Below are 16,094 nucleotides of genomic sequence, written 5' to 3'. Positions count from 1 at the left end.
TCGGCAAATCGTTGCGCGGATTCAGCAAAGCATGACAAGGCGCTCAGTGCGGAGCGCCGCCCGCGAGAAGGTACCGGTAGCCGCTGGTCGTCATCCATCGCGCGCGTGCAAGATGGGTTTCCCAAGACCGGAACGCCCGCTCCGGCTCCTGTTCTGGGTCAATGTGCAGGACGATCCTGGCCACCTCTCGCCAGTCGGCATCTTCCGCCGCCGCGTCGAGCAGGCGAATGTAGGTAAGTAGCCGCTCCTCATCATAGCCGGTCAGGATCGGGGCATCCGGTGCAATGTCGGCGACATCAGGATCGAGCAGTGGCTTGAGCAAGCGATTTCCAATCGTCGAAGTCAATTTGTCGAGAATACTCCGTGGCTGAATACTCGACAAGCATTGCACTCGCGGACATGGAAATACGCGAGGTATTTGCGCACAATCTGAGGCAGCACCGAAAGGCGGCGGCGCTTTCGCAAGAAGAACTTGCCCACCGTGCGGACGTTGATCGCACCTATATCAGTGCATTGGAACGCAGCGTCTACGGCGCGACGATAGACGTTGTCGACAAGTTGGCAAACGTTCTCGGCATCGAGGCCGCAGATCTGCTCAGACGTCCTGCACCGAATATTCAAAGATGATACGGACGATTCTCGGATTGCGATTTTGATGGCCGCTGTGAACTGCAACGGCACTCCACTGCAGCGTCCACAAGCAACGACAGCTCCCGCTCGGTTCGCGGGCGGGAGCTCGCGGCTTCTCAATCGCCGTTGCGGCGGCCGTTGGGCCGGGACCAGATGAGGCTGTGGCCTTCTCCGTCCTCATCGTCGAAGAGGTTGGCGTAGATCGGAGCGGTGAAGCTTGGATCGTCCAACTTCAGGCCGAGATAGTCGCGGCCCTCACTGGAGCGCTTGGCCCAGGCGGCGCCGATCTCGACCTGCGCTACGAAGACGCGATGGCTGGGGGCGCTGTCGCCGGTGTGGTTTGCCTCGGGCACGATGCGGACGTTTTTGGCCTGAAGCGAGAGGGTGACGATTTCGCCGGTGAACTCGTTGTTGCCGGTCTTTTTGAAGGTTCCGATGGTCGCCATGAACTTTCTCCTTGAACTCTGTTTCGAGCCCGCACCATTGCGGCCTCGATGGCGATCTGCGGGCCGGAGGCGATCGACGCCGCATCGCTTGGGACCGCAGCGTCAGCGGAGGATGGCAGCCAAGCGACTTTGTTGTTTCGCGAGGAATGACGGCGAAGCCGGCAGGGGAAGAAAGTCGATCGGCGCCATTGCGGCTTAGGCGATTGAGGCGAAGCCGACCTTCGGCCAGATCAGCCCGTTGAAGAGGCCGTCTGGAGCGGCAGACCAGATAGAGACATCAACGGAGGATTTCCGGCGAACCATCGCACTGGCGAAATCCTGGTTACCGCGATCACCGCTGTCGATGCCTCCCCCTGAGGAGACTTCCGGAAACCGTAAGCTGGTGCTAGCACCGCGCTTAAGACACGCACGCCATGGCTCAGTTCAAGGCTGCTGACGTGCATCGCCGGATATTCGCCATCTTTGGAACGGGACGGCAGTCGTGGCGAATCCGAAGCGTGCGTCGCGCCATGTCGCGTCAGCGACAACGGAAGCGATGCACAGCCTGGTCAGAAACAGCATCCGATCCCCTCGGTCCTTCGGTGAGTTCGCCCCGATCCACGCCCCGTCCGGTTGAACGGACGTCACTATCTAGCCGATAGTGCCGGCGGCGAAGCAGCTGAAACGTGAAGGTAAGCGTGATAGTGTCGCGCCACCTGCGCATGGACGTGGATTTGACTATCGCAACCGAGGGGCGTCGGCGGGAGCGGAAATCCGGCATCCCGGACCCATCCAATCCAACGAACGGGAGAAAGCCTCCGGCCCGACCGCGGCTGTATCGTGCAACGGACAAAAGGTAAGAGAGCGGCGCTATGCGCCGCCTCCCTTGGGGCGGAAGTCGAGGACTGGGATGCCGAGCTTCTTTGCCTTGTCGGCAAGATTGTCCTGAATTCCAGTCCCGGGAAAGACGATGACGCCGATCGGCAGCACGTCCAGCATAGCGTCATTGCGCTTGAACGGGGCGGCTTTCGCATGCTTTGTCCAATCGGGGGCAAAGCCGATTTGCGGTACCTTACGATGGTCGGCCCAGCAGGAGGCTGCCTTTTCGCCACCTTTCGGCGATTTCCCGTGCATTAAGACCATATCAGGATGCTTGGCGTGGACCTGGTCGAGCTTGGCCCAGATCAACTGGTGATCATTGAAGTCGAGACCGGCGGTGAAGGCGATTTTCGGACCTGGTGGCAAAAGGACTTCCTGCGAGGCGCGTTTCTTGGCGCTGAGAAAATCGCGGCTGTCGATCACCGCAGAGGTCAGGTTGCGGTGGTTGACCATTGATCCGCTGCGCGGTCGCCAGTTCGATCCGGTGTGGCGCTCATAGTACTCGGCGGCCTGATCGCGCATCAGTTCGAAGGCGTTCTGGCGTTCGATGAGAGTCTGTCCTTCGGCCGTCAGGCGTTCCAGCTCGACCGATTTCACTTCGCTGCCGTCCTGCTCACGCTGGCTGCGGCGCTGCGCCTGCTCATTATGGTCAAGTTCACGCTCGATCCGATCTGCGGCGCGGTGAAAGACGTTGACGGTCGACCAAAGGAGATCGTCGAGGTCGGGCTCGAGGCGGGTATCTTGCAGGGTGGCGACGAACGCGTCGAAGATGTCTGCAATCGCGCCGGCGACGCGGTGGCCCTCCGGAAGCGGTCGGGGATCCGGCTCATCCGCGAAGGGCCGGTAGCCATAGAGCTGGAGTTCGGTGAGGGCGTGGTCGATCGGTGAAGACGAATGCTGTGGTTCGTAGTCGTCATGCTCGCTCATTTGGATGCTCCGTCGGTTGGACCGCGACCCTCGCGGCCTTCATGGCAGAAAGCCGGCGGGCGGGACGGTCCTGCACCCGCAGCGAAGCGGAGGGCCGGAGCGTCAGCGGAGGAGGGCGCAGGCCGGCTATTTTGCTTCGCGATGGAAAGCGCTCCCTTGGGAGCGCGCCGGAAAATAGTCGGCCGAAGACATTGCGAGGCCGGGTCGTTTGCTGGCCGATCGCCCTCTTGAAGGCCGGAGGCACGGTTTCTCTCCGATCTCAGGAGCACCCGAGCAATGCCACTACGCGGGGAGCGGCCGGTTCCGAGCTATGCCGCCACTGGCATAAATCGGGCGATGTCCTGCGGGGCGAGTTGGACCCGGGCGCGCGCTCGAAGATCAGCGATGCCGAGCCTACAGAGATCTTCGTTGAAATCGCCAAATGCCGGCGAGAGCACGATCGCTTCGATCCCGGCAGCATTTGCTCTTTCGATCAAGACATCGCGCGCGCCGTCACCGGCTGGATCGGGGTCACGGACAATGTAGAGCCGTCTGAGGGTGACGGGGAACAGGATGGCAGCAAGATGCGCGGCCGAGAGCCCTGCGGCCATGGCCATGTCGGGCAAGATACACCGAAGCGACAGGACCGTCTCGATGCCCTCGCCGGCCGCCATGACTTCGCTGGGCGGACCAAAGCGAACCGCATGCCCGAGAAGGTCGCCCATAGCGCGCCTCGGGGTATCTACCGGTGCCTTGCCCCTGCCGGAAGGGTCAATCCAGGTGCGATGTGCGCCGGTCAAATGACCGCAGACATCGGTGACGGACGCGATCATCGCCGGCCAGGTCTCAGTCGGCGAGTGTTGGTCGGGCCGATAATAGCAGTGGGGGTGAAAACGCAGGCTTTCGGTCCCGTGCAAAGCAGTAATACTGCGGTTGCGCAGATACGTCTCTACGACCGTGCCTGCAATCGGCCGCGACACCGCAAACAGCCGACGCGCTTTCTCCGACGTTTCCGACGGCGCGGCCACCAACTTCAACCGGGTTGATGCCTGCTCTGGTTCGGGATGCGGTAAGCCGAGAAACGCTATTGCCTCATGGGCAACGTCCCTGAAGTCGCTCAAGCCGCGGCTTTCGCGGATGATATCGAGAAGATCGCCGTGCTCCCCGGTCGCCGCGTCAGTCCACTTGCCGGCTGCGCCCTTTCCGCTCTGCGAGCCGACGAGCCGCACGAACATCGAGCGGCCCGGCGTGTTTCGGACATCGCCGACAAACCAGTAGCGGCCCTCGCGATGTCCGTTCGATAGATAGTGGCGACAAACCGCCTCGGCCTGCCGGCCCAAGCGTTGCGCCAGGTTGGACGCGTCGTGCCGGGGCATCATGCATCCTCCCGCGTCTCGATGCGCCGCACGGGATAGCGCTCCAGCAGCTTGCCCAGAATTGCGGGGCCAGATGCGTCGGTGGGTGCGAACATGCGCAGTTTCCAGGAGATGATCTCGCCGAAGAGGCCGTAGGTCGAAAGGCGCTCTCGCATGGTGTCGTTGAAGTCCGCCAGTTCGATTCGGTTGACGCCCATGATGCGGCTGCGCCGAAGCTGGATAGATGCGGCTGGTTCGGCCGCCGGGGATGAGACAAGCGGAAGCGGCTCCGCCGAAGCGGCAGTCTTGGAAGCGGAAACGTCAAGCATGGAGAAAACCTCGAGGAGAGCGGAACGGGATGAATCGGGGGGCCCTCTCTCTCGACCAACCCGGCTCAAATCCGTCCTGGCCGGCCTCTCTCCTCTGGACTGCGGTCTGTCCGATAGCGGGCCTTCTTCGATCCGGCTCTACGCCGCTGCACGCCGTCAGCCCAATGGTGGCGGCGGCAACGCGGTCGATAGGCGGGCGAAATCTTGGCGCGCAGTGGGAATGGCGGGTTAGCAGCAGCGGCCGAGCGAGGAGGGACGCGGCAGAACTGGCCAATTGGCTTTGCCCCTCCGGTTGGCCAGGGGAAGCGAGCATCCGGTAGGTGGTAGGAAAGAGCGCGGAGCGGCCGAAGCCACCCCGCGCGAGGCGATCTATTCGGTGGCCATATGCGGTCCGCTATCTTCAATCTGCGCACTATCGTCTGAGAGGAATTCGGGAAGCTCTTCCCCATAGCCCTCGGCTCCGGTGCCACTATCAGCGCCGGCACTACCGTCAAGGTCGACCAGGCGCAGCGGCTCGGGCAGCCAGCTACTGTCAGCCAGCAGGCGCTCGGCTTCTTTCGCCATATCTCCCTTCTTCAGATGGTCGATAAGCTGCGCGGCCTGTTCACCCTTCGCCTCTCGCACCGCCTCGAGAATGCGAGACTTGGTGATGCGGCCGAGATAGTTTTCGACAGTCGGCATCCAACCCGCCTCGATCATATCGAGACCGACGGCCCGGGCCAGTCGATCAGCTTGCGCGATCCGCTGCTGAACACCACGCGCCGAGATAGCGCCGCCGTAACGGTCGCCCTTCTCGTGGAGCGCGTTCACGCCGTAGCTGATACAATGGCCGAGCAATGCCGCACGACTGGTCTCATCGAGTGCGGCAATCCAGTCCCAAAGTGCATCGTCGTCAGTCGGCAGGTCCGATTTCCAGGCCTCATGGCGTTCGGCCACCGATTTCGCCGAGGGGCTGTCCTTCAGTTCATCTGCCTGCAGAGGGAAGAAGACGTGACGGATCGAGGCCTCCAGGCACCCGGTTCTGGTGCGGTGCTGGAACGTGTCGGTGACCAGCTTGTGCAACAACGCTGTCATGGCGACGTGGGGATTGCTGGCAACCGCATCGCGCAACGTCAGCGTCCGGTGCGCGGTCAATTCTGTCACCAGTCGGTCCGGCAGGGGCCTGACCGCATCGTCCTCGTCTTCCTCGCGCTCGACTGCCTGGCCGCCCATGGTGACAACGGCACGGTGCACCGACGGGTCGCCGGGAGCCCCGGACCCGCCGTCATTTTTCGATTCATTCGAGCCATCGAGTGAAACTGGCGGCACGTCCTCAGGACGGAAAAACCCACGTTCTACCGCGAGCGAGCCGTCGGCGTCGATGCTGACGAACGCGCCGGCGATGGCGATGTCGCTCGGATCGAACTGCCTTGGGCGCTTGTCGAAAGTGGCGAGCGCGGCCTCGATTTCCCCGAGCCGCTGATCGACCTCTTCGGGCAGCTCGTCAGCACCCTCATATTCGGTTGCAAGTTTGGCGTGCTCGGCACTGAGGGCGTCAATGGCAGCTTGCTCCTCGGCAGAGAGGTCGAGAGGATCACCCTGCAGCTGGTACAGCCCACGTGTTGCGCCGTATGGGAGACTGACAGCGACCTCGACCCACTTCCAACCTTCGGCTGCAACTTCCTGCGCAACCTCTTTGATTTTTTCCGCAACCAGGCGGTCCAGCAGCGCTGCATCCTGCAACCAGCCGCCATTGTCCGACTGGAACAGGTCGTGCATGACGATGCCACCGGCAGCCTCATAGGCATCAATGCCCACGAAGACCGCGCGCTTGTCTGATGTTCGTACCGTCGTCTCGGTCAGCATGCGCCGGATTTGATAGGGCTCTTTCGACCAGCTATTTCTGATCGCTTCCCAGACCTGCTCCTGGCGGGCACGGTCTTCGGAGACCGTGAAAGCCATGAGTTGCTCCAGCGCTATGCCGTCATCGGCATACACTTCGAGCAGCACTGGCGAGACAGAAGCCAACCTAAGCCGTTGCTTAACGACGTTGACCGACACGAAGAAGGCTGCAGCAATCTCCTCCTCGCTCATGCCTTTTTGTTGCATATCCTGAAAGGCGCGAAACTGATCGAGCGGGTGCAGCGGCGCACGTTCGATGTTTTCGGTGAGCGACACCTCCTCAGCAATGATCGTGCTGTGACGGTCGCGCACCACACAGGGCACCGGCGCGGTCTTGGCGAGGCGCTTTTGCTTCACCAGCAGCTCAAGGGCGCGAAAGCGTCTGCCTCCGGCAGGCACCTCAAACATGCCAGTCTCGTTGCCGTCGCTATCGACGACGGGCAAGACACTGAGGCTCTGGATCAAGCCGCGGCGGGCGATCGAGCCAGCGAGATCCTCGATCGAGACGCCGACTTTGACGCGCCGGACGTTGGACTGGGAGAGCACCAGCTTGTTGAAGGGGATGTCGCGCGAGGACGACAGGGTGATCTTCTGAACGGCAGTAGCCATTGGGATTTACTCCGCGACGGGCAGCCGAGAGCCTCTCTTTCGACCTCCAAACCCGTCATGAGAATTCCGACACGCCTCTCCCTCCGATGTGCTCGACAGCCACGCCACGTTTGTCGCGGAGCTGCATCTCGGTCCTGGCGTCCTGCAACGACTTCGCCGCAGCGGCGTCCGGCATCGAGGAAGACTTCGATCACAAACGCATTCGCAGGGAGAAGCCGACCTGGAAGCAGGCGGCAATCACGCTGCCTCTCACTGATCATCGTCAGTGGCGATGCTGTCAGGCAAGAACCCCAGGAGATAATCCGCAGCCTTGCTTGCCAGTGCGGCGGCGCGAAAGATCGCACGGTTGTCCTCGCGCAGCACCTCTAGCCACGAGCCGACATAGTCGGCGTGACGCACGGTCGGCGTGATGCCAAGCGAGGCGCAGCAAAAAGCCGCGCTTATCTCGGCAACCAGCTCTTCGAAGGCATACTTCTTGGTGCCAAAGGAACCAGAGAAATCCCGGTTGAGGCGTGAGACATGACCCGTGGCGTGCGCAAGCTCATGCAGGGCGGTCTGGTGCCAGTTGATCGGATCGAAATAGGCCTGGGGTGGCGGGATCCGCACATAGTCGTGGGCCGGAGCGTAGAAGGCGCGGCTGCCCCCGATCCGGAAATCGATCCCGGTTTTCTTGATCAGCGTCTCGACCTTGGGCTCGATCAGGACGGACAAGGGTGGGGGTATGGCTATCGCAACATCGTCGGGCAGCCCGTCGCACTGCGCGGCGTTGAACACCGTGAAGCGTTTGAGGAATGGGATCGATCGGGCTTGCTCGCCGGTTTCGTGGGCGCGCTTTTTCTCGTCCTCGGGCACGAATCGGTCGGCGTAGACGACCGTCGTTCCATGCTCACCCTTGCGGACGCTGCCGCCAAGCGAGAGCGCCTGACGGAAAGTCAGCCAGCTCTGTCCCGAAAAGCCCTGCTCGATCACCGAACCCCAGAGGATCAGGATATTTATCCCAGAATATTGCCGGCCGGTGACGGCGTTCTTCGGCAAGGCCAGCGGCGCTTTCGCGGCCGCCGTCCCCCATGGCTGAACCCAGGGTAGCCGACCGTCCTCCAACTCGCCGATAATCTTATTGGTGATTTCGTCATATAAGCTGGCCCGGGTGGGGGCAGCTTCGTGCCGATGCTTGGGCATTGCCAGTCTCCGCGCCGGGCGCGGGGAGCCTCTCTCCCTGCTTTCAACCCGTCAGTGCACCAAGCGCGGCCCTCTAACTCTAGGAACGCGAACGAAGATTCGGCTGCCGACCAACTCGAGAGAGATTTCCGAAACCGCGGCGTGAGGCGATCAGCAGAACCCCCAAATGCGCGGCGCGCGGGTTCCAGCCCGAGGGCCGGCCAGTGAGTCCATGGAAACGGAAGCCGCACAGATGGCCGAAGTTCAGTCGGGAGCCGTTTGACCGGCCACGGGTGCGCAGCCAGCCGAAAGGCTCGCGGAGCGTCGAGGCGCAAAGGCGAAAGCGTGTTAGGACAACCGTTCCGATTAGCAGGTCGAAGGAGCACCTTTGCCGCAGCAGCTCCAGTTGGCGCTTTTCGCAGCAGCGTGGTCAGAGGAAGGATCGCGCGGCAGGGCATCCGGCACGGCGAGATAGGAAAAAAGATGCGCTCAACGAGACCCGCGATCCGACTGTTTCCGAGTGAAACTATCGGATCATAAAGATTTGGCTGAGGGCTCCGTTTTGAAAATCCCCGACCAATTCGATGAGACCACGCCTCTCCGCGTCGAGATTGCAGCACGAATTGCCTTTCCGGACGGCTCGATGCGCGCGGCGGGCCTGCGCAAGGAGCGTGACGCTGGTCGACTTGAAACCGAGCTAATCGCCGGAAAGGAGTACGTGACCTTGCTGGCGATCACCAGAATGAGGGAATTATGCCGCGGACGTCGAAAGGGCCACACCTCGTCTGGCGGGACAAAAGCTGGAAAAAGGACGGAACACTCCGAAACCAAGCTGGATGGTTTATCCGCGATAGAACAACGTTCATCAGCGCTGATAGCTGCGAAAAAGGCCGTCCAGGACCTGAAGCTGAAAAGGCGCTCGCGGCCTACATCGCCAGCAAGTACCACCGAGTGCGCGGCGCCGAAGATGTCTTGATTGCCGAGGTCATCAACATCTACCTGAGAGAGGTTGCACCGAAGCATGCCGCGCCAGAAGAGACGGCGGCTCGGCTGGACAAAATCCTCGATTTCTTCGGTGAAAAGACGCTCGCCGCTATCAACGGCAAACTCTGCCGCGACTACACCGCGTGCTGTCCCACAGAAGCCGTTGCGCGCCGGCAACTCGAGGATTTTCGTGCGGCCATCAACTACTATCGCAGGGAAGGCTACACGACTGCCGCACCGACGATTGTCCTGCCCGACAAGGCCGGTGCACGCGAGCGCTGGTTGACGCGCAGTGAAGCGGCCGCCCTCATCTGGGCAGCGTGGCGTATGAAGCAGAAATGGAAGGGCCAGGAGAGCGGCCGGCGTACCGGACGACACCTCGCCCGCTTCATGCTTGTCGCGCTTTACACAGGAACACGCTCGGCCGCAGTCTGCGGCGCCGCCGTCCGTCCAACCAAAGGGCGTGGTAATGTGGACCTTGACCGCGGCATCTTTTACCGCAGCGCCGATGGCGCAAAGAAGACCAAAAAACGCCAGCCGCCCGTGCGCCTGCCGGACCGGCTATTGGCTCACCTCCGCCGCTGGGCGTGCACCGATCTCGATATCAGAACCAAGGCGCGCGGCAAAAGCGCAAATATCGGCCGAAAAATATCGCAAGATTTTGTCGTGGAGTGGAATGGCAAGCCGGTGGTGTCGGTAAAGAAGAGCTTTAGGAGAGCTCGCGACGCGGCCGGCCTCGGTCCCGACGTCACTTCACACACGCTTCGCCATACCGCTGCGACATGGCTTATGCGGGCCGGCGCCGACATGTGGCAGGCGGCGGGCTTTCTCGGCATCACCGTGGATGTTCTGATTGAAACTTATGGCCACCATCACCCCGACTTCCAGGCTGACGCCGCCGAGAAGATCGCCAAGAAGCAGGTCGCCGCCAAGGCGACGAAATCGGTCTCAGGACAGGTGACAATGAAACATGAACTCGGCAGGGGCGCCCTGTAGGCTCCCCACCCAAAGCTCGAAGGGAAACGCAATCATTGCGAAGCAAGTGTGACGATCGAGCCCAAAAAGCTGCAGCTTTGCTGGTAGCGCACATCGTTCGGGACGATGGGGTCGCAGGTTCAAGCTGCCGCCTATATTCGACGAGCGCAAAAAGGCTGCCGACGATCGTGGACAGGATGAAAATCGTGAAAGCCATGCCGAGCGTCACGGGTACGGCGCCCAGAATTTCCTGCGAGTCCTGGAGCAGAATTTCGGTATCAAACATGGTCGGATTACCCTTACGTCACACGCTCGCGACGGCCGCGTTCTTGATCTGAGCTGTTGTCGTCGCCTCTGGCGCTTGCATTGGTGAGCGGAGCTCGAAGAAGCGCACGATGAGCCACGCGACAAGGCACATCAGCGAATAGATAACCGCCAGCACGAGGTACGTTTCGAACTGGTACTGGTTATAGTCGCGCTCCACGATCAAGTGCGCGGTCGCCATCACGTCCGCAGCCCCGATGTACATGACCAGCGCAACGTCATGGATCAGGTAGATGATCGAGTTTCCATAGCCCGGCAATGCGAAGTGCACCGCTTGCGGGCCGACTACGCGGGTGATCTTCTGTCGGAAGGTATATCCCAGACTGTCGGCCGCATCATGCTGGCCGGGATCGACAGCCAGGTATGCAGGTCGCATGACTTCCGACAGATACCCTCCATGATAGAGGCTCAGCCCCACCATCGCAGCGATCGTTGCAGAAATAAGATCCTTGGCGCCGAACAGGATCACCAACAAGGGCAGCCCGTAGAACGCGACGAATAACTGCAGGACGACGGGAACACTCCGGGCATAGGACACGTAGAGGTCAGTCAGGTGACTGATCACCGGAATCCTGGGAACCCGGAGTGTTGTCGCGACGAGAGCCAAGCAAAAGCCGACGACCAAATCGCTACGAAGCCCACGGGCAGACCTTAGCCTCCCGCGCTGAGCATTTCGACGATTGTTAAATCCAAAGAATCACCACAGGACGGTGGCCGTCGAGCGAGTTTTCAGCAGCCCATTTCCGCAGCCTCTTAATGTGCAACTTGCGAAGCTGCCGACATCAATTCCTCGGGATTCAGCGCTCTGAAGGTGTTGAGGCCATCCTCCAGAACTTCAGTGAAGTTCCAGCGTACGATGCCCGCCCGGTCGATTAGGAACTGACCGACAAGCTGCGCCTGGCTGGAAGCCATCGCCTGCTGATCGACTTCCGTAATCTCATATCCTTCCTTCTTGTTAAGAAATTCATTCATTGCCATGACGTCCATAGGCTCGGGCAACTCGCCCGGGAGATGGAACGATATCGCCATGACCGTGTCCATCCCGACCTCGCGCAAGCCGAAAGCACGGTGCGAGGCGCGCTCCGGGTCGGATGCGGCGAGGAGATCGGGTGCCGGGTGGTAACGGAAATAGAGCCGCGCCCGCTCGACCGGCGTATTGACCACAGCCAGGCATTCGACGCCTTTCTCACGCAGGGCCGGCTTGAGTTGCGCCATCGCCGCGACATGGCGCCGGCAGAACGGACAGTGCAGGCCTCGGAACAAACCGATCAACAACGGGCTACGGCCTCGAAAATCATCGAGCGCGATCTTGCCTTCGCGTGAGATCGCATTGAGCACAACATTCGGTGCCCGGTCGCCCGGCTGCAGCGGGCGGTCAACACTACTCGTGGACATGGACAACCTCCTCGCCCGGGTCAGTCAGGGAAAGCAGCACCCAGCGTTTCGGAGGCGATCAAGTGCTGGGGCGAAAGCTTCCTGTGCCAAGGCAATAGCTTTCGACCTCTGCCATATTGCCGAGGTCGAGATTACGCGCGTTGCAAGCCCATCATAACACGAAAAAGCATCTGCGTCGTCAGTCCGGCGATCGCGGCTTGCGAAGAATAGGCGGGGGCGGGCGAGGCCGCTATTCTGCGCTTGATTTCATCTGTCCTCGATGCTCTGACACGAGATCGAAGCGTAGGGAAAAATCGCACGCCGGCGTCAAAATCGCGACTTGGCGTAGAAAAGGCGATGGCTCCCCGGGATCGATGAAGCGGCGAATTACGAATTCTCCATAGCACTGCGCCAGGATCCGCCGCGAGCATACAATATGCGAAAAACGCGATCGGGACCGCGCGGAAGCACTTCGCCTCGCCGGCGGCCCCTTTGGCCCTTCCGCCGAAGTGAGTGCACCCTCTGCCGGCGGCTTTGTAAATGATGGACGCCTAGACACATGTTGTGAAAACGCGTGATAAGTTCGGTCTGCGCTAGATTCAAAGATGGCCGGGGCACCAGAAGATGGCCCACCAAATGTACAACGCAATGCTTGGCTTCGCCGCGCTTGTCTTAGCCGCGTGCCAATCGGCCCCCGAAACGCCGCAACCCGTCACTCTCGAACCTGCGTTAGAATCGGGAATTCCTCTCCAACCGCCCTTGGCTGCTGCCGGGGTTCCTTCCGGCTCAGCAATCATGCATCAATCCGTGGCGGTCACTCCGCCAGGCAAGGGCGTTCCAACAAAGTACGCCGATTTTTCCGGTCTATGGGCCGGCCGATTGGAGGGGATGTATGACGCCAAACTTGCTGTTCAAACGGTTTCTTCCAATGGGAAGGTGACGGTCACCTATGCGTGGGGAAATCTGGGCGACAACTATCCGGGAGAGGCCGCCGGCGCTGGAAGAATTGTAGGGAGGACGTTGAAGCTTGAGCGCCTGCCGAATGGCGCCGACGTCAGTTTTGTCATGCGGCCGGACGGAGCACTGGCCGGAACCGTTACGCTTGCCGGCCAGACCTACACGGGCGCGTTCCTCAAGCTACGATGAAGACGCATCCGAAGGGCTATGCAGAGGGCCAGGCGACTGTTCCAATATTGCCGTCTACTCAGTTTCGTCCCGACTGAAATTAAGCCTTCGTTAGGTATGTCTGAGACCGTCGCAGGCTGGATTCAAAACGTTGGTCGACGGTTGTAGGTGCGCTCGGTAGGAACGCCGGTATGCATCATCTGTCGGTAAGTGTCGCCCTGGCCATTTCGCTTGTCGTCGGTTTAGTCGTGGCGGCGATCGCGTCGCAGGGGCAGTCAGAAGGCTGCGGCATCCGACGCTCACTCGTCCTGGCAGACAGTGAAGAAACGACAGTCATGCCGTCGCGGAGCGGCTATCATTGAGAATTGGCTTCGGTAGGCGCCCGCGAGCTTCGCAAGACGGGATCATCGCAATCTACCTGATTGAAAGCCGCTGAAGGTCCTCGACCATCGAATCTCGGTGTGTTTCTCACAAAGTCGCTGGGATCACCGCCCTCCTAGGCTCACCGACCTTGAAACGTGGTGCTACGCGCCTCCCCATTGAGCTCGGGCCCAGGGCATTGGCTGCTTCGATGACCGCCTCCGGTCACCGGCTGGCTTTTGTGCATTTCGCCCGAAACTGTGCAGTGGTTGGGAAACGGGCTGAACAACAGCAATGGCTCAAATGGCTGTGGTCGCAATCTTCTCGCGCCATATTTCCGGGGAGAGCAGATCGGTCGCGAATTCCTGGCCCCTATGCGAACACCCGTCGCAATCCCGACAGCGACCGCCAAGGCAGCGGCGCAACGTGCCTGTTTTAGGGGAGGGAAGAGATTCGGCCAACCGATTGGTGCCTAAGCTCAAGCCTTGTTGTTCAACGCCTTTTGCCGCGACCGCTGGCGAATTGCTGCCACGAGTTCGGGTTCGAACCGCCGTGTTGTTGCGATTTTCGTCGAAGAGTTTGCGACAGCGAGCAAACGCTCAGGATCCGGCGTACTAGCGGCAAAAGCTGCTTGTACCGCACAAGCCGGGTTCATTCTGCTCCATTCTTCTGAAACGTGGCGAAGACAAGCCGCTTGCCTTCGCGCACGCTATCTTCGAGCGGCTTCGCCTTCGCCAGATGCGCCGCAATCGCGCTGGCCAGCATGCAACCTGTTCCGCGCATCGATGTGGCAAGGCGCGGTAGATCGACATGGATGGGTTGATGATCGGAGCGCAGCAGAATATCGGTCGATTGGGGTCCCGAGGCATGCCCACCCTTGATCAGCACTGCCTGAGGGCCGGCGGCCAGCAGTCTTTGTCCTTGTTGGAGCGCACCGTTCTCATCCACTGCCAGTTCGGAGCCAATAAGGAGCGCCAGTTCAGGAAGGTTGGGCGTGACCAGGCAGCAAAGCGGCATCAGATCGCGCTTCATGACGGCGATAGCGCCTGCTTCCAGGAGAGCCCGGCCTGAGGTGGAGGCCAGCACTGGATCGAGTACTGCCGGCACCTGTCGATTTTCGCGCAGTACGGCGGCAACCGCAGCGATGATCTCGGCTGTTCCGAGCATGCCGATCTTGATGGTCGCCACTTCGTTGGCCCGCAGCGCGGCGCGCATCTGATCGGCGACCAGGCTTGGTGGAGAATGATGAATTTCCGTCACGGCGTCGTGCGTTTGCACCGTTAGCGCTGTGACGGCCAGACAGGTGCGCACGCCAATGGATGCGATCGTTTCGATATCGCGTGCTATTCCAGCACCCCCGCTGGAATCCGATCCGCCAACGACAAGCACATGCGGTTCTCGTCTCATCGCCATCGGTCCGTCTTTTCGATCCATTCCCTGGTGCGCGCTTCGGGATCGGAGCTCAAAGTGATGTCGGTGACCACTGCGGCGCTGTCGGCGCCGGCTTCAAAGACGCCATCGAGGCGGCCAGGGTTGAGGCCGCCGATAGTGACTAATGGGATTGGCGCCACCCGCCGCTTCCACTCGCTGATCCGCTCTAGCCCTTGCGGTGCCCACTTCATTTTCTTCAAGATGGTGGGATAGATCGGACCCAGCGCAACATAGTCGGGATCGGCAAAAATGGCCATCGCCAGCTCGACATGATCATGCGTGCTCAACCCGAGCCTGACACCGGCTGACCGTATCCTTGAGAGGTCGGCGGTTTGCAGATCTTCCTGGCCGAGATGCACGAAGTCGCAGCCCTCCTCGATTGCCAGGCGCCAATGATCGTTCACGATGAGCTGGCACTGGTGCTCGGCGCACAGGGCCTTCGCCTTCCGGATTTCGGTGCACAACCTGGCCTCATCTATGGTCTTGATGCGCAGTTGCACCAGCCTGACGCCAAGCGGCACTAGCCGTTCGATCCAGGCAGCGCTGTCGACGATCAGGTAGAAGGGATCGAGCTTCATGAAAAAACTGCCCTGCCGATCGCCGGCGTCGACGGCACGGCGACGTCGCGCGGTTCGAGCATTCCCGAGCAGAAGGCCTCACGACCGGCCTCGACCGCCTTGCCGAAAGCACGCGCCATGCCGACCGGATCGGCCGCCTTGGCGACCGCCGTGTTCAGGAGCACGGCGTCAAAGCCGAGTTCCATGACGGTCGCCGCGTGCGACGGCCGTCCGAGCCCGGCATCCACGATCATGGGAACGTCGGGGAAATGCCCACGCATCGAGCGCAGCGCCATGAGGTTGATCGGCCCGAGGGCGGAACCGATCGGTGCGCACCACGGCATCAAGGCCTTGCAGCCCGCCGCAAGCAGCCGCTCGGCGACAACAAGGTCGTCGGTGGTATAGGGGAATACCGCAAAACCGTCCTCGTACAGGATGCGGGCGGCTTCGACCAGACCGAACACATCCGGCTGCAGCGTGTCGTGGTCGCCGATCACTTCGAGCTTGATCCAGGTCGTCCCGAAGATCTCGCGCGCCATCTTCGCGGTTGTGACCGCTTCCTTGACGGAGTGGCAGCCTGCGGTGTTGGCAAGGATTCTCGTGCCAAGCGAGCGGATCAGCGACCAGAATTTTTCGCCTTCCCTGCGGCCTGCCATCTCACGTCGCAAGGAGACGGTCACCACCGACGTGCCTGACGCCTTGACCGCATCGGCAAGGATGGCCGGCGAAGGATACTGAGCCGTGCCGAGAAGCAGGCGGGAGGGAAGCGTTGTCCCGAGAAGATCGAACATG

At 61.1% G+C, this 16,094-nt stretch carries 16 protein-coding genes and 1 pseudogene; 4 read left to right on the top strand and 13 right to left on the bottom strand.

Annotated features, from left to right (window positions below):
• Positions 1-43 precede the first annotated feature (43 nt).
• Positions 44-322 carry a DNA -binding domain-containing protein gene (locus NKH13_RS09845; protein ID WP_352716625.1) on the bottom strand — a complete coding sequence of 93 codons (279 nt, stop codon included), beginning with the start codon at positions 320-322 and terminating at the stop codon, positions 44-46.
• 77 nt (positions 323-399) lie between these two features.
• Between NKH13_RS09845 and NKH13_RS09840 the strand changes: the two genes are divergently transcribed.
• Positions 400-627: a helix-turn-helix domain-containing protein gene (locus NKH13_RS09840; RefSeq protein WP_352716766.1), complete on the top strand. Its 228-nt coding sequence runs from the start codon at positions 400-402 to the stop codon at positions 625-627.
• Positions 628-746: 119 nt separating this feature from the next.
• Here the strand turns inward: NKH13_RS09840 and NKH13_RS09835 are convergent, their stop codons facing one another.
• From NKH13_RS09835 to NKH13_RS09810, 6 genes are all read right to left on the bottom strand, one after another.
• Positions 747-1,076 (bottom strand): DUF736 domain-containing protein, encoded by a 330-nt coding sequence (locus NKH13_RS09835; RefSeq protein WP_352716627.1) that lies wholly within the window; start codon positions 1,074-1,076, stop codon positions 747-749.
• Positions 1,077-1,925: 849 nt separating this feature from the next.
• A complete protein-coding gene (locus NKH13_RS09830; RefSeq protein WP_352716628.1) occupies positions 1,926-2,861 on the bottom strand; it encodes a DUF2493 domain-containing protein in 936 nt (311 codons plus the stop codon).
• Positions 2,862-3,169: 308 nt separating this feature from the next.
• A complete protein-coding gene (locus NKH13_RS09825; RefSeq protein ID WP_352716768.1) occupies positions 3,170-4,216 on the bottom strand; it encodes a DUF7146 domain-containing protein in 1,047 nt (348 codons plus the stop codon).
• Positions 4,216-4,413, bottom strand: a complete 198-nt coding sequence (locus tag NKH13_RS09820; RefSeq protein ID WP_502908385.1) for a hypothetical protein — start codon at positions 4,411-4,413, stop codon at positions 4,216-4,218. Before NKH13_RS09820 ends, NKH13_RS09825 begins: the two co-directional genes overlap by 1 nt.
• 480 nt (positions 4,414-4,893) lie before the next feature.
• Positions 4,894-7,014, bottom strand: coding sequence for a ParB/RepB/Spo0J family partition protein (locus tag NKH13_RS09815; protein ID WP_352912396.1), 2,121 nt, complete (start codon positions 7,012-7,014; stop codon positions 4,894-4,896).
• Between the two features lie 249 nt (positions 7,015-7,263).
• Positions 7,264-8,193: an ArdC family protein gene (locus NKH13_RS09810; protein ID WP_352716631.1), complete on the bottom strand. Its 930-nt coding sequence runs from the start codon at positions 8,191-8,193 to the stop codon at positions 7,264-7,266.
• A gap of 732 nt (positions 8,194-8,925) precedes the next feature.
• Here NKH13_RS09810 and NKH13_RS09805 point away from each other — a divergent pair.
• Positions 8,926-10,152 (top strand): tyrosine-type recombinase/integrase, encoded by a 1,227-nt coding sequence (locus NKH13_RS09805; RefSeq protein WP_352716632.1) that lies wholly within the window; start codon positions 8,926-8,928, stop codon positions 10,150-10,152.
• A 127-nt stretch (positions 10,153-10,279) separates the two neighbouring features.
• Here NKH13_RS09805 and NKH13_RS09800 read toward each other — a convergent pair.
• The 3 genes and pseudogenes from NKH13_RS09800 to NKH13_RS09790 all read right to left on the bottom strand — a co-directional run.
• Positions 10,280-10,417: pseudogene (locus NKH13_RS09800) on the bottom strand (amino acid ABC transporter permease); the annotation flags it as partial.
• An 18-nt stretch (positions 10,418-10,435) separates the two neighbouring features.
• Positions 10,436-11,080, bottom strand: coding sequence for an amino acid ABC transporter permease (locus NKH13_RS09795; RefSeq protein ID WP_502909146.1), 645 nt, complete (start codon positions 11,078-11,080; stop codon positions 10,436-10,438).
• Between the two features lie 128 nt (positions 11,081-11,208).
• The gene (locus tag NKH13_RS09790) at positions 11,209-11,850 is read right to left on the bottom strand and encodes a peroxiredoxin-like family protein (protein ID WP_352716634.1); all 642 of its coding nucleotides are present in this window, start codon (positions 11,848-11,850) and stop codon (positions 11,209-11,211) included.
• Between the two features lie 615 nt (positions 11,851-12,465).
• Here NKH13_RS09790 and NKH13_RS09785 point away from each other — a divergent pair.
• Both NKH13_RS09785 and NKH13_RS09780 read left to right on the top strand, forming a co-directional pair.
• Entirely contained in the window at positions 12,466-12,975 is a 510-nt protein-coding gene (locus tag NKH13_RS09785; protein ID WP_292655108.1) for a hypothetical protein, read from the top strand.
• A 170-nt stretch (positions 12,976-13,145) separates the two neighbouring features.
• Complete coding sequence (locus NKH13_RS09780) at positions 13,146-13,316, top strand: hypothetical protein (RefSeq protein WP_352716635.1); 171 nt, start codon at positions 13,146-13,148, stop codon at positions 13,314-13,316.
• A gap of 649 nt (positions 13,317-13,965) precedes the next feature.
• Here NKH13_RS09780 and NKH13_RS09775 read toward each other — a convergent pair.
• Genes NKH13_RS09775 through NKH13_RS09765 form a run of 3 tightly spaced genes read right to left on the bottom strand, consistent with a single transcriptional unit; the run spans position 13,966 to position 16,093 of the window.
• On the bottom strand, positions 13,966-14,727 hold the full coding sequence (locus NKH13_RS09775) for a hydroxymethylpyrimidine/phosphomethylpyrimidine kinase (protein WP_352716636.1): 762 nt from the start codon (positions 14,725-14,727) through the stop codon (positions 13,966-13,968).
• Positions 14,718-15,323, bottom strand: a complete 606-nt coding sequence (locus NKH13_RS09770; protein WP_352716638.1) for a thiamine phosphate synthase — start codon at positions 15,321-15,323, stop codon at positions 14,718-14,720. The genes NKH13_RS09775 and NKH13_RS09770 overlap by 10 nt, the downstream gene beginning before the upstream one ends.
• Positions 15,320-16,093 (bottom strand): thiazole synthase, encoded by a 774-nt coding sequence (locus NKH13_RS09765; RefSeq protein WP_352716639.1) that lies wholly within the window; start codon positions 16,091-16,093, stop codon positions 15,320-15,322. The genes NKH13_RS09770 and NKH13_RS09765 overlap by 4 nt, the downstream gene beginning before the upstream one ends.
• Between the last annotated feature and the right edge of the window lies 1 nt (position 16,094).

This window comes from Mesorhizobium sp. M1348 (genome assembly GCF_040317925.1).
Classification (GTDB): Bacteria; Pseudomonadota; Alphaproteobacteria; order Rhizobiales; family Rhizobiaceae; genus Mesorhizobium.
This window is presented reverse-complemented; position numbering and strand designations above follow the sequence as displayed.